Source organism: Duganella sp. HH101 (assembly GCF_001758795.1).
In the GTDB taxonomy this organism is placed as follows: Bacteria; Pseudomonadota; Gammaproteobacteria; order Burkholderiales; family Burkholderiaceae_D; genus Rugamonas; species Rugamonas rivuli.
Genome location: NZ_LRON01000005.1, coordinates 328654 through 341160, shown reverse-complemented (window position 1 = coordinate 341160; position 12507 = coordinate 328654). Strand labels below are relative to the sequence as shown.

The 12507-nt window shown below is 63.6% G+C and carries 10 protein-coding genes; 4 read left to right on the top strand and 6 right to left on the bottom strand.

Features of this window, described 5'->3' with window-relative positions; translation table 11 throughout:
- Positions 1-39: 39 nt before the first annotated feature.
- A complete protein-coding gene (locus DUGA2_RS11070) occupies positions 40-1032 on the bottom strand; it encodes a fumarylacetoacetate hydrolase family protein (protein WP_070269331.1) in 993 nt (330 codons plus the stop codon).
- A complete protein-coding gene (locus tag DUGA2_RS11065; RefSeq protein WP_070269330.1) occupies positions 1029-1748 on the bottom strand; it encodes a pseudouridine synthase in 720 nt (239 codons plus the stop codon). The genes DUGA2_RS11070 and DUGA2_RS11065 overlap by 4 nt, the downstream gene beginning before the upstream one ends.
- 179 nt (positions 1749-1927) lie before the next feature.
- On the opposite strand from DUGA2_RS11065, the gene DUGA2_RS11060 reads away from it, so the two are divergent.
- Entirely contained in the window at positions 1928-2230 is a 303-nt protein-coding gene (locus DUGA2_RS11060; RefSeq protein WP_070269329.1) for a hypothetical protein, read from the top strand.
- Positions 2231-2426: 196 nt separating this feature from the next.
- On the opposite strand, the gene DUGA2_RS11055 is transcribed toward DUGA2_RS11060, so the two are convergent.
- The 4 genes from DUGA2_RS11055 to DUGA2_RS11040 are packed head-to-tail and all read right to left on the bottom strand — an operon-like array spanning position 2427 to position 5559.
- A complete protein-coding gene (locus DUGA2_RS11055) occupies positions 2427-3464 on the bottom strand; it encodes a S49 family peptidase (RefSeq protein WP_070269328.1) in 1038 nt (345 codons plus the stop codon).
- A gap of 17 nt (positions 3465-3481) precedes the next feature.
- Positions 3482-3856, bottom strand: a complete 375-nt coding sequence (locus tag DUGA2_RS11050; protein WP_141753232.1) for a Rieske 2Fe-2S domain-containing protein — start codon at positions 3854-3856, stop codon at positions 3482-3484.
- The gene (locus DUGA2_RS11045) at positions 3853-4512 is read right to left on the bottom strand and encodes an HAD-IIIA family hydrolase (RefSeq protein ID WP_043481300.1); all 660 of its coding nucleotides are present in this window, start codon (positions 4510-4512) and stop codon (positions 3853-3855) included. Before DUGA2_RS11045 ends, DUGA2_RS11050 begins: the two co-directional genes overlap by 4 nt.
- A 48-nt stretch (positions 4513-4560) precedes the next feature.
- Positions 4561-5559 carry an RluA family pseudouridine synthase gene (locus tag DUGA2_RS11040; protein ID WP_008451405.1) on the bottom strand — a complete coding sequence of 333 codons (999 nt, stop codon included), beginning with the start codon at positions 5557-5559 and terminating at the stop codon, positions 4561-4563.
- Between the two features lie 705 nt (positions 5560-6264).
- Between DUGA2_RS11040 and DUGA2_RS11035 the strand changes: the two genes are divergently transcribed.
- From DUGA2_RS11035 to glp, 3 genes are all read left to right on the top strand, one after another.
- Positions 6265-9309, top strand: a complete 3045-nt coding sequence (locus tag DUGA2_RS11035) for an Rne/Rng family ribonuclease (protein WP_070269327.1) — start codon at positions 6265-6267, stop codon at positions 9307-9309.
- A gap of 183 nt (positions 9310-9492) precedes the next feature.
- Positions 9493-10602: a GTP 3',8-cyclase MoaA gene (gene moaA, locus DUGA2_RS11030; RefSeq protein WP_070269326.1), complete on the top strand. Its 1110-nt coding sequence runs from the start codon at positions 9493-9495 to the stop codon at positions 10600-10602.
- A 1-nt stretch (position 10603) separates the two neighbouring features.
- Positions 10604-12505: a gephyrin-like molybdotransferase Glp gene (glp, locus tag DUGA2_RS11025; protein WP_070269325.1), complete on the top strand. Its 1902-nt coding sequence runs from the start codon at positions 10604-10606 to the stop codon at positions 12503-12505.
- The last annotated feature ends 2 nt before the right edge of the window (positions 12506-12507 follow it).

Genomic DNA, 12507 nt, shown 5'->3' with positions numbered 1-12507 from the left:
TGCTCGTAGATTCCGTGCGGCAATTACCAGCACTTGCGGCTATTTTTTACCCATGGCCTGTTTGACGGTCTGCTCGATGGCGCCAAACACGGATTTGCCGTCGCCATTCAGCATTTCGATGCGGATGGTGTCGCCGAAGGCCATGAACGGCGTGACCGGCTCGCCGCCGGCTATCATCTCCAGGCAACGCTGTTCGGCGATGCAGGAGTAGCCGCGCCGGGCGTCCTTGTTGGACACCGTGCCCGAGCCGATGATGGACCCGGCCCGCACATTGCGCGACTTGGCCAGGTGGGCGATCAATTGCGGGAAGTTGAACACCATGTCGACGCCGGCCTGCGGCTTGCCGACCAGTTTGCCGTTCCAGGTCGACAGCAGCGGCAGATGGACCTTGCCGCCCTTCCAGGCGTCGTCCAGCTCGTCCGGCGTGACCGCCACCGGCGAGAAGCTGGTGGCCGGCTTGGACTGGACGAAGCCGAAGCCCTTGGCCAGCTCCTCCGGGATCAGGTTGCGCAGCGACACATCGTTGACCAGCATCAGCAGACGGATGCGCTGGTGCGCCTGGTCCGCCGTGACGCCCATGGGAACGTCGTCGGTGATGACCGCCACCTCGGCCTCGAAATCGATGCCCCACTCCTCGTGGAACAGCGCGATATCGTCGGTCGGGCCGAGGAAATCGTCGCTGCCGCCCTGGTACATCAGCGGATCTTCCCAGAACGACGGCGGCAACTCGGCGCCGCGCGCCTTGCGCACCAGCTCGACGTGATTGACGTAGGCCGAGCCGTCGGCCCACTGGAAGGCGCGCGGCAGCGGCGCCATGCAGTTCTGCGGCTCGAACTCGAAGCTGCGGCGGGCGCGGCCCTGGTTCAAGTCCTGGTAGATCGCCTCCAGCTGCGGCGCGATAAAAGTCCAGTCGTCCAGCGCGCGTTGCAGCGTGCGCGCCACGCCGTCGGCCAGTTGCGCGGTCTTCAGGTCGCGCGACACCACCATCAGCTGGCCGTCGCGGGTGCCGTCTTTCAGCGTCGCCAGCTTCATGCTGCGGGCGCCAACATCGCCAGTTGCTCGGGCGTCAGATAGCACCACTCGCCCTCGGCGATGCCCAGCGATTCCAGCGTCAGCGTGCCGATGGCGGAACGATGCAAGGCGCTGCAATGGTTGCCGGCGGCGGCCAGCATGCGCTTGACCTGGTGATACTTGCCCTGCTCCAGCACGATCTCCAGCTGGTGCTCGCCGCGCTTGACGCAGGTTTGCGCCGCCAGCGGCGCCGGCTCGTCATGCAGCTGCACGCCGGACAGCAGTTGCGCCACCAGCTCGTCGGTGACGGGCTCCTGGGTCGTGGCCTGGTAAATCTTCGGCACATGGCGCTTGGGCGACGATTGCGCGTGGATGAAGGGGCCGTCGTCCGACATCAGCAGCATGCCGGTAGTGTCATGGTCGAGGCGGCCGACCGGCTGGACTTCGCGCCAGCTGAACTGCTCGGGCAGCAAGGTCAGCACGCCCGGATGGTGGCTGGGCTTGCGCGAGCATTCGAAATTGGCCGGCTTGTGCAGCGCCAGGTACAGGTGTTCGCGGTACACCCATTCCTCGTCGAAAATGGTCAGTACCAGGCCGTCAGTCTCGATGCTGGCCTTGTAATTGTCGTGCACCACGCCGCCGATGCTGACTTCGCCGTCCTCGATGAGGGAGCGGCAATACTTGCGGGTGCCGTAACCCTGCGATTGCAGGATGCGGTCTAGGGATAATTTGCTCATGGCCGGATTTTACAGGATGCGGGTGGCAGCGGAAAGGCAGCGCCTGTTGCGCCGCAGCATCTGTCCAGGACGGTGAGCTTTCTTGATGCAAATCAAGTCCCGGGGGGATTGCATTGATAGACTGAAACCTCATTAGGAATCCGCCTAATGCACTAGGAAATACTCAGCAGGCGCCCATCATGTCTACCTCATTTACCGTAACGATTACCGTCACGACGGCGGCGCAGGAACAGGCCGCCACGCACAGGACCGAGCTGCTGCTGGCGCGTTGCCGCAGCTGCGTGCTGCCCGGCGATGCGGCCGGCGGCGCACAGGAAGCATGGCACGCCGCCCGGCAGGCGGGCTTCCTGGCCTGGCTGGACGCCGGCGGCTTCGCGCAAAGCGAGGCCCCAATTGAAAACAGCGGCATTGCGCCGCTGTTTTCAGCCCCATTACAGGACTCTTTACGAGGAATCGAAATTCTCTCTACTCCGCATCAATGATGCAGCTGAGTAGTTCCATCAAACTGAACAAGATCGTGCTGACAACAAGATAAATTGTTTATATCGGCCCCCCTTGGAAAGAACTACAACACCACTATAGTCCACCAGCTTGGATATGCAAGCCTGAAAAAGGCTGGATTGATAATGTTAATCGGAAGTCCAGTGATCCTATCACTGCGGCTAACACCCGCCCCTGTCAGCGCAAGCTGGGTTTGACGTTGTCCACCGCCGATTTCATTGCCCCCGCGCCCATCGCCGCGCCGAATTTCTTCAGCACGCGTTCAGGCAAGCCTTCATGCTGGGTGTAGTCGATGATGTCCTCGGCCTTGACCACGTCGCGCGCCACGCTGTCGACCGTGCCGAAGGCGTCGGCCAGGCCCATGTCGATGGACTTGGCGCCGGTCCAGAACAGGCCGGAGAACATGTCAGGGGTTTCCTTCAGGCGCTTGCCGCGGCCCGCGCGCACCACCTGGATGAACTGCTGGTGGATCTCGTTGAGCATAGCTTGCGCGTATTGCTTGTGCTTTTCCGTCAGCGGGCTGAACGGGTCCATGAAGCCCTTGTTCTCGCCGGCCGTCAGCAGGCGGCGCTCGACGCCGACCTTTTCCATGATGCCGGTGAAGCCGAAACCATCCATCAGCACGCCGATCGAGCCGATGATGCTGGCCTTGTTGACGTAGATGCGGTCGGCGCCGGCGGCAATGTAATAGCAGCCGGAGGCGCAGATTTCATCGACCACCACGTACAGCGGCTTGGCCGGATAACCCTTGCGCAGGCGCACCATCTCATCGACGATCATGCCGGCCTGCACCGGGCTGCCGCCCGGGCTGTTGATGTGCATCACCACCGCCACCGAACCGCTGTCGGAAAACGCCTTGTTCAGCGCCGGGATCACCACCGAGGCGGCGCCGCTGCCTTCCGATTCGATCGCGCCTTCGATCTCGATCAGCGCCGTGTGGCGGCCCAGCGTCTCTTCCGAGCCGGTCCAGCTGATGTCCAGGTAGGCGCTCAGGCCGACGATAATCACCAGCAGCGTCACCGCCTTGAAGAATATCCCCCAGCGGCGCGACGCCTTCTGCTCCTTGAGCGTGGCGAACACCAGCTTTTCCAGCACTTCGCGCTCCCAGCTGGAAGCCTGGACCGTCACCTTGGCCGGTGCCGGCGCCTGGGCCGGCGCGGTCGATGCAGGGTTTTCGGCGCCGTTGCCGCCATTTTCGCTCGTGTTATCGCTCATAGTTCTCGTATGGTTAGTCAGGCGCGCGCGGGGCGCACATAGTCATCCGGTTGCCAGAAAATCTGCTGATCGCGCTCGACTACCGTGATCGGGCGCAAACGTCCGCCTTTGCACGGGCCGCCGGCGCAGAAACCGCTGTCCGGCACATAAATCGCACCGTGGGTGGAGCACATCAGGTACAAGCCGCTGGATTCGAAGAACTCGCCTTCGGCCCAGTCCAGTTCGATCGGCACATGGGCGCAGCGGTTCAGGTAGGCATACGCCTTGCCGCCGTAGCGCACCACGAAACCGGTGCCGTCGTCGCCGCCCGCCGTCACCAGGAAGCGCACGCCCTTGCCCCCCTCCACCACCGCGTCGGCATCGCAGATCAGGATATCTTCGCCCGCCATCATGCGTGCTCGCTCAGCCATTGGTGCAGCTCGGCCACCGTGGCGGCCGAGTACAGCGGATTGCAGGCCGCCAGCTGGTCGGCCGGATGGGCGCCGTACTGGACCGCGATGGCGGACGCGCCGGCATTGTTCGCCATTAGCAAATCATGCGATGTATCGCCGATCATCACCGTACGTCGCATATCCTGGCCCAACTCGCGCGTCAGCTCCTGCAGCATGGCGGGATGCGGCTTGGAGAAGGTTTCGTCAGCGCAACGGGTGGCGTCAAACATGGACAGCAGTTTGACATCGTTCATGGCGCGGTTCAGGCCGACGCGGCTCTTGCCCGTCGCCACGGCCAGGAAATAACCGTTTTGCGACAGCTCGGTCAGCATGTCGTGCACGCCGGGGAACAGCGTCAGCTCGTGATCGCGCGACAGGAAGTGATAGCGATAACGCTCCACCATGCGCGGATAGTAGGAGGGATCGATCTCCGGCAGCACGGCTTGCATGGCTTCATGCAGACCCAGGCCGATCACATGGGCGGCAAGCTCTTCACGCGGAATCGGCAACGACAGGTCCCGAGCCGCCGCCTGTATGCATTTCACGATCGTTGATGTGGAATCCATCAACGTTCCATCCCAATCGAAGACGATTAAATCAAATTGCTTTCTTGCCATGTGTTCCGGCCTGCTACCGCAAGCCGGCTCCTTCAATAATATTTGCGATTAGTTAAGAGGTTTCCCCAAGCTTACCAAGAATCGCTCACATTCGGCGGCCAATGGCGCATTCAGCGTCATGATTTTGCCGGAATCCGGATGGGTAAACGTAATCTGATGGGCGTGCAGGAACATGCGCTTGAGCGCGCCGCGCGTGGCATCGGCCTTCAGCAAGACGCGGTTCAGGGCGAAATCGCCGTACTTGTCATCACCTACGATGGCGAAGCCGGAAGATGACAGATGCACGCGGATCTGGTGCGTGCGTCCGGTCTTCAGCTCGGCTTCCAGCAGCGCGAAATCCTTGAATTTCTTCAGCAGCGTGAACACCGTGTGCGACGGCATGCCGTCGGCCTGTACCGCCACGCGGCGCTCGCCGTCGGCGGTGGTGTACTTATGCAGCGGCAGCTTGACGTGTTGCCGGGAGTTTTTCCAATCGCCCGCCACCATCGTCAGGTAGCGCTTGTCCGTGTGGCCGTCGCGCATCTGCTCGTGCAGGTTGGTCAGCGCCGAACGTTTCTTCGCCAGCAACAGCAAGCCCGAGGTGTCGCGGTCCAGCCGGTGCACCAGTTCCAGAAACTTGGCGTCCGGCCGCGAGGCGCGCAGCTGCTCGATCACGCCGAAGGACACGCCGGAACCGCCGTGCACGGCCACGCCGGCCGGCTTGTCGATCACCAGCAGGTGGGCATCCTCGAAAATGACCTTGAATTCGGCCGCCGGCACGTGGGTGGTATCGGCCTTTTCCGCGATGCGGACCGGCGGAATACGGACCACATCCCCCTGTACCAGACGGTACAGTTGATCGATGCGGCCCTTGTTTACACGTACTTCCCCTGAACGCAAAATGCGATAGACGTGGCTTTTCGGTACGCCCTTGCATACGCGCAGCAGGTAGTTGTCGATGCGCTGACCTGCTTCTTCTTCAGTAATGGTGACGAACTGTGCTTGCAGCGGAACCGGCAGGCCAACCTGGGGTGTTGAAGGTGGGATAACATCTTTTTGTTGCTTCATTTGCTCTGTCTTCCCAGAAATCTCTCTAAGTCCTTCATTTTGAATATATAATTGTTTCGCTGCGGTTCAATCTGCGGCAAGTGTAAGAATAAAAGCACATTTTACACAGGGGCGTCTCCACTGGCCTCGCCAAATTGCAAATTCAGAGGAAAAAATGTATACGCACCACCCCTGCCGGAATCAAGGTTGCACCGTTGTTGTAATCGGATGCCTGCAAGGATGCTGAATTAATATGGTTGGATTGTAAGGATAAAGTCCGGCCAGCTTGGCCTACAGTCAAGCTGGCCGGTTGATGAAGTTGATAACGCTTGCCGTTTTCGCCAGACCCCATGCTTTGCTGCAAGCTCGATGGACGGCTGAAACAAGCCTGAAGCATTGTATCTTCGCGAAGTTGCGATACTTGTAGTACGTAAGCCTGGTTCGGATTTGGCTCTCAACGACGTTGCTCACCGCCTGCATTTCTCTGCCGTCCGTAGGGGCCGCATGGATGAGTTGCAGGTGATGCGAGCACTCGGCATGTCGATCGACTCATGCGCCCAGTTGCGGCCGCAATGCGGACGTTTTCGTTCGCGTTTCTGCGCCGCACAGGATGGGCATACCCACCGCAATCACATTAATTCTCGCGTATATCCCTGTACCACGCTGCCTCGGTCCTAAGAAACCGAGCGGCACAGAGATGACCTACGGGTCGCGGAGTTAATAAAAATGAAACGCATGTTGTTTAATGCTACGCAGCAAGAAGAACTGCGCGTAGCAATCGTCGACGGTCAGAAATTGATCGACATCGACATCGAAACCGCCGGCCGCGAACAGCGCAAATCCAACATCTACAAAGGCGTGATCACCCGCATCGAGCCGTCGCTGGAAGCTTGCTTCGTCAGCTATGGCGAAGATCGCCACGGTTTCCTGCCATTCAAGGAAGTAGCACGCACTTACTTCCGCGAAGGCGTGGATGTCCGCAACGCCTCCGTCAAGGAAGCGCTGCGCGAAGGCCAGGAAATCATGGTCCAGGTGGAAAAGGAAGAGCGCGGCAACAAAGGCGCGGCCCTGACCTCCTTCGTCTCGCTGGCCGGCCGCTATCTGGTCCTGATGCCGAACAACCCGCGTGGTGGTGGTGTTTCCCGCCGCGTCGAAGGTGAAGAGCGCCAGGAACTGCGCGAAACCATGGACAAGCTGGACCTGCCGCCAGGCATGTCCGTCATCGCCCGCACCGCCGGCATCGGCCGCAACGTCGACGAGCTGCAATGGGACTTGAACTACCTGATGCAACTGTGGCGCGCGATCGAAGGCGCCGGCAAATCGGCATCGGGCGCCTTCCTGATCTACCAGGAATCGTCGCTGGTGATCCGCGCCATCCGCGATTACTTCCAGCCTGACATCGGCGAAATCCTGATCGACACCGACGACATCTACGAACAAGCTCACCAGTTCATGAGCCACGTGATGCCCGACATGGTGCACCGCGTGAAGCGCTACAGCGACGACGTGCCGCTGTTCTCCCGCTTCCAGATCGAACACCAGATCGAAACCGCCTACAGCCGCACCGTGCCGCTGCCATCGGGCGGCGCCATCGTCATCGACCACACCGAAGCCCTGGTCTCGGTCGACGTCAACTCGGCCCGCGCCACCCGCGGTTCGGACATCGAAACCACCGCCTTCAACACCAACTGCGAAGCCGCCGAAGAAGTGGCCCGCCAGCTGCGCCTGCGCGACCTGGGCGGCCTGATCGTGATCGACTTCATCGACATGGAAGTGGCCAAGAACCAGCGCGAAGTCGAACAGCGCCTGAAGGACGCGCTGCACCACGACCGCGCCCGCGTCCAGATGGGCAAGATCTCCCGCTTCGGCCTGATGGAACTGTCGCGCCAGCGCCTGCGTCCGTCGCTGTCGGAAGGTTCGCACGTGACCTGCCCGCGCTGCTCCGGCACCGGCCATATCCGCGACACCGAATCGTCCGCACTGCAAGTGCTGCGCATCATCCAGGAAGAGGCCATGAAGGAAAACTCGGCCACCATCCACGTGCAAGTGCCGGTGGATGTGGCAGCCTTCCTGCTGAACGAAAAGCGCGGCGAAGTGCTGAAGATCGAGACCCGCCACCGCATCAGCATCATCCTGGTGCCGAACAAGCACCTGGAAACCCCGCACTACAAGCTGGAGCGCATCAAGCACGACGATCCGCGTCTGGAAGACAGCCAGGCGAGCTACTCGCTGGCCGAGCAAGCCGAAACCGACATGGCCTACAGCAAGCGCCAGAAGGAAGAAGCCAAGCCGCGCCAGGAAGCCATGGTCAAGACCATCACCCCGGACCAGCCAGCACCGCTGGTCGAGCGCAAGCCGACCGAAACCGTCATCAAGCCAGCGCCGGCCCCAACGCCTGCACCGGCCGAGCAAGGTTTCTTCGCCAAGCTGATCAGCTTCTTCACCGGCAAACCGGAAACCCCGGCCCTGCCGCAGCAGCCGACCATCGTGGTCAAGGCGCCTTCGGGCGACCGCGGCGACCGCAACGCCCGTGGCCCACGCGGCCGCAACCGTAACGGCAAGGCCGGCGGCCGCGGCGAGCGCGAAGAGCGCGAACCGGGCGCAGCCCGTCCAGGCCAGGACGAAGCCAAGGCGGCAGACGCCAACGGCCGTCCGCCACGCGCACCGCGTCCACCGCGCGAGCCGCGCGAACCGCGTGAAAACCAGGCAGCGGAAGGCCAGGTCCCACGCGAACGCGCAGAACGCGCCGAGCGTCCGGAACGCGCAGAACGCACGCCGCGTCCTCCACGCGAGCCGCGCGGCGAGAAAGCCCCGGTCGAAGCCAAGGTTGAAGAATTGGCCTTGAACGTAGGCGTGCCGTCGACCGGTCCTGTGGCCGAAGCGACCACCAGCATCCTGAAAACCGCGCCGAACGCCGGTCCTGAGGGTGATGAAAACGAAGCAGCGGTGGACGGTGAAGAACCGCGTCGTCGTCGCCGTCGTGGTGGCCGCAACCGCAATCGCCGCGACCGCGACGGCGCGGAAGGTACGGAAGGCGTGGAAGGCCAGGAAGGCCAGGAATCGGCAGCAACCGAAGCCGGCGAGCAAGGCGAACAAATCGCCCTGAGCTTCGTGCCAGTCGCCGAAGCGGCAGCGGTTGCAGCAGCTCCGGTAGCGGAAGCTGCCGTGGCAGCACCAGCAGTCGAAGCACAGGCCGCCGAGCCAGTCGCAGCAGCAGTTGTGACGCCAGCGCCAGTCTCCGCACCGGCAGCGGCTGAACAGCCAGCCGCCGTTGTTGTGGAAGCCGCACCAGTGGTCGAAGCAGCGCCGGTCGTCGCCGAGCCAGTAGCGGTTGTGGTCGAAGCGCCGGTCGTCGCCGAGCCAGTCGTTGAGCCAGTCGTCGCCGAAGCGCCGGCAGTGGTGGCCGAAGTTGCCGCTCCAGCCATCGTCGAAGCCGCACCGGTGGTTGCTGCACCAGCACCAGCGCCTACCCCGGCGCCGGCGCCAGTCGCAGCGCCAGTGGTCGCCGAGCCAGTCGCTCCGGTCGCCGTTGCCCCTGCACCGGTGGCAGCACCAGCGCCAGTGGCTGCACCGGCACCGTCGGCGCCGATCGACCTGCAGGCAGTGCTCGGCTCCGCCGGCCTGACGCTGGCCGCCACCGATCCGGCCAAACTGCGCGCAGCGCAGGAAGCCGCCGCCAAGGCAGTAGCACCGGCCCGCGTTCCACGCGAACGCAAGCCGCTGCCGCCGCAAGCTGACGAGCCGCTGGTCCAGGTGGACACCCGCCGCTAATCGCGCCAGGGTAGCAAACCAAAAAAGCCCCGCCGGCACTGGGCGCGCTCTTGAGCGCGGTCAGGCCGGCGGGGCTTTTTTAATGGCAGCCCAGCCCACCGAGTTGGCGGCGACGTGCTATCGTAGCTTCTTGTATTCCTCAGATGTCGTCCCGCATTTCAAAAACAGCAAGATTGTAGAGTCATGGCAGAGAAAATCATCATGATGGCCAGCCAGCGCCGCGCGCCGCCAGCCATCCCCGCAGTCCTGGAAACACCCACCGGCCTGCTGAGCGATCAGTTGGCCCGCCCGCTGCACGATCTGCGCATCTCCGTCACCGATCGCTGCAACTTCCGCTGCGTCTACTGCATGCCCAAAGAAGTGTTCGACAAGGACTACCAATACCTGCCGCACACCTCCCTGCTGTCGTTCGAGGAAATCACCCGCCTGGCCAAGACCTTCATCGCCCACGGCGTCGAGAAAATCCGCCTGACCGGCGGCGAGCCGCTGCTGCGCAAGAATCTCGAACGCCTGATCGCCATGCTGGCCGAGCTCAAGACCGTCCACGGCAAACCGCTGGACCTGACGCTGACCACCAACGCCTCCCTGCTGGCGCGCAAGGCGCAGTCGCTGAAGGACGCCGGCCTGCAACGCATCACCGTCTCGCTCGACGCGCTCGACAACACCGTCTTCCAGCGCATGAACGACGTCGACTTCTCGGTCGACGACGTGCTGCACGGGATAGACGTTGCGCACCAAGTGGGCCTGGGCCCGGTGAAGATCAACATGGTGGTCAAAGCCGGCATGAACGACCAGGAAATCCTGCCGATGGCCCGCCATTTCAAGCACACGCCCTACATCCTGCGCTTCATCGAATACATGGATGTCGGCGCATCCAATGGCTGGAAAATGGACGAGGTCATCCCCTCGGCCGAGGTGGTAAGCCGCATCCACGCTGAGATGCCGCTCGAAGCGCTGTCCGCCAACTACACCGGCGAAACCGCCGCGCGCTGGCGCTACGCCGACGGCGCTGGCGAGATCGGCGTGATCTCAAGTGTATCCCACGCATTCTGCAGCGACTGTACCCGTGCACGCCTGTCGACCGAGGGTAAGCTGTACACTTGTCTGTTCGCCAGCAGCGGCCACGATCTGCGCGCCCTGCTGCGCGACGGCCGCAGCGACGCCGAAATCGGCACCGTGCTGGCCCACCTGTGGCGCGCGCGCGGCGACCGTTACTCGGAACTGCGGACCAATAACACCGACGGCCTGGAAGCCCGCGCCGCCAAAGTGGAAATGTCTTACATCGGAGGGTAGTTTGTCTTTGAAGAGCAAGATCACCGGATTGATACTGGCTGGTGGACGCGGCACCCGCATGGGCCGCGTCGATAAAGGCCTGCAGCCGTTTCGCGGCGCCACGCTGGTCGAACATGCGATGCGCCGCCTGGCGCCGCAAGTCGCCACCGTCGTCATCAACGCCAACCGCAACCTGCCGCAGTACCAGGCGGTGGCCGGCGCGGCGCCGGTATTGCCCGATTATCTTGACGGCTTCGAAGGCCCGCTGGCCGGCCTGCAGATCGGCCTGCAGTACTGCCCCACCGAACTGCTGCTGACCGCTCCCTGCGACTCGCCCTTCCTGCCCGCAGACCTGGCCGAACGTCTGCACGCGGCACTGCTGGAGCAGAACGCCGACGTGGCGCTGGCCGTCACCATGGAAGCCGGGGAAGGCGCCGAACCGTATCGCCAGCCGCACCCGGTGTTCGCGCTGATGAAAGCCAGCCTGCTGCCGCAGCTGGACGCCTACCTGGACACCGGCGCGCGCCGCATGGAAAGCTGGATCAAATCGCTGCGCGTGGCCGAAGTGATGTTCGACGACGCCGACGCCTTCCGCAACATCAACACGCTGGCCGAGCTGCAGATGCACGAGCAGGCCAGCGCCAGCGAGCCATCCGCACCGGCAGCACCCGCCATCGGCGATCCCGGCGCGATGCCCGTGGCCGAAGCGCAGCGCATCATCTGCGAACGCATCACGCCCGTCACCGCAACCGAAACGCGCGCGCTGCTGCAAGGCGCCCTCGATCGCGTGCTGGCCGAAGACATCATCTCGCCGATCAACGTGCCGGCCTACGACAACTCGGCGATGGACGGCTACGCGCTGCGCGGCGCCGACCTGCCCGAAGCCGGCGCGCCCGACGCCACGTTCAAGGTGATCGGCATAGCCTACGCCGGCCGCCCTTGCACGCAAACGCCGCAAGCCGGCGAATGCATCCGCGTCATGACCGGCGCCGCCATCCCGCCCGGCTGCGACAGCGTGCTGCCGCAGGAACTGGCCTCGCACATCGACGGCGACAGCGTTACCATCCCGCACGGCGCCATCCGCACCGGCGCCAACCGCCGCTTCGCCGGCGAGGATCTGAAAGCCGGCGGCGTGGCGCTGGCTAAGGGAAAAATCCTGCGCCCCGCCGACCTGGGCTTGGTAGCCTCGCTCGGCATCGGCGAAGTGACGGTGCAGCGCAAGCTGCGCGTGGCTTTCTTCTCCACCGGCGACGAACTGCGCTCGCTCGGCGACCGCCTCGACGACGGCTGCGTCTACGACAGCAACCGCTACACGCTATTCGGCATGCTGACGCGGCTCGGCTGCGAAGCGATCGACCTGGGCATCGTGCGCGACGATCCCGCCGCGCTGGAAGCGGCGCTGCGCCAGGCCTGCACCGAGGCCGACGCCGTCATCACATCCGGCGGCGTTTCCGAAGGCGCGGCCGACTACACCCGCGACATCATGGCCCGCTTGGGCGACGTCGCCTTCTGGAAGCTGGCGATGCGTCCCGGCCGCCCGCTCGCCTTCGGCAAGATCGCCACGGAGGCACACAGCGCCTGGCTGTTTGGCCTGCCCGGCAATCCGGTGGCGGTGATGGTGTCGTTCTACATGTTCGCCCGTCCCGCGCTGCTGCGCATGATGGGCGCGCAGGCGACGCAGCCGGTGATGCAGGCCCGCGCCACCGAAGCGATCCGCAAACGCCCCGGCCGCACCGAATACCAGCGCGGCATACTGAGCACCGGCGCAGGCGGCGAACCGCAAGTGCGCCTCACCGGCGCGCAGGGCTCGGGCATTTTGAGCTCCATGACCGACGCGAACTGCATCGTCGTGCTGCGCGAAGCGCAAGCCAGCGTCGCCGCCGGCGAGATGGTCGACGTGCTGCTGTTCGACGGCCTGGTCTAGCC

Excerpts from the sequence above, each read along its gene's own strand:
- DUGA2_RS11040 (WP_008451405.1), bottom strand. The coding sequence starts at position 5,559 with ATGAAGCAACAAAAAGATGTTATCCCACCTTCAACACCCCAGGTTGGC.
- DUGA2_RS11050 (WP_141753232.1), bottom strand. The coding sequence starts at position 3,856 with ATGATGGCGGGCGAAGATATCCTGATCTGCGATGCCGACGCGGTGGTG.
- moaA (WP_070269326.1), top strand. The coding sequence starts at position 9,493 with ATGGCAGAGAAAATCATCATGATGGCCAGCCAGCGCCGCGCGCCGCCA.
- DUGA2_RS11070 (WP_070269331.1), bottom strand. The coding sequence starts at position 1,032 with ATGAAGCTGGCGACGCTGAAAGACGGCACCCGCGACGGCCAGCTGATG.
- DUGA2_RS11035 (WP_070269327.1), top strand. The coding sequence starts at position 6,265 with ATGAAACGCATGTTGTTTAATGCTACGCAGCAAGAAGAACTGCGCGTA.
- DUGA2_RS11055 (WP_070269328.1), bottom strand. The coding sequence starts at position 3,464 with ATGAGCGATAACACGAGCGAAAATGGCGGCAACGGCGCCGAAAACCCT.
- DUGA2_RS11065 (WP_070269330.1), bottom strand. The coding sequence starts at position 1,748 with ATGAGCAAATTATCCCTAGACCGCATCCTGCAATCGCAGGGTTACGGC.
- DUGA2_RS11045 (WP_043481300.1), bottom strand. The coding sequence starts at position 4,512 with ATGGCAAGAAAGCAATTTGATTTAATCGTCTTCGATTGGGATGGAACG.
- DUGA2_RS11060 (WP_070269329.1), top strand. The coding sequence starts at position 1,928 with ATGTCTACCTCATTTACCGTAACGATTACCGTCACGACGGCGGCGCAG.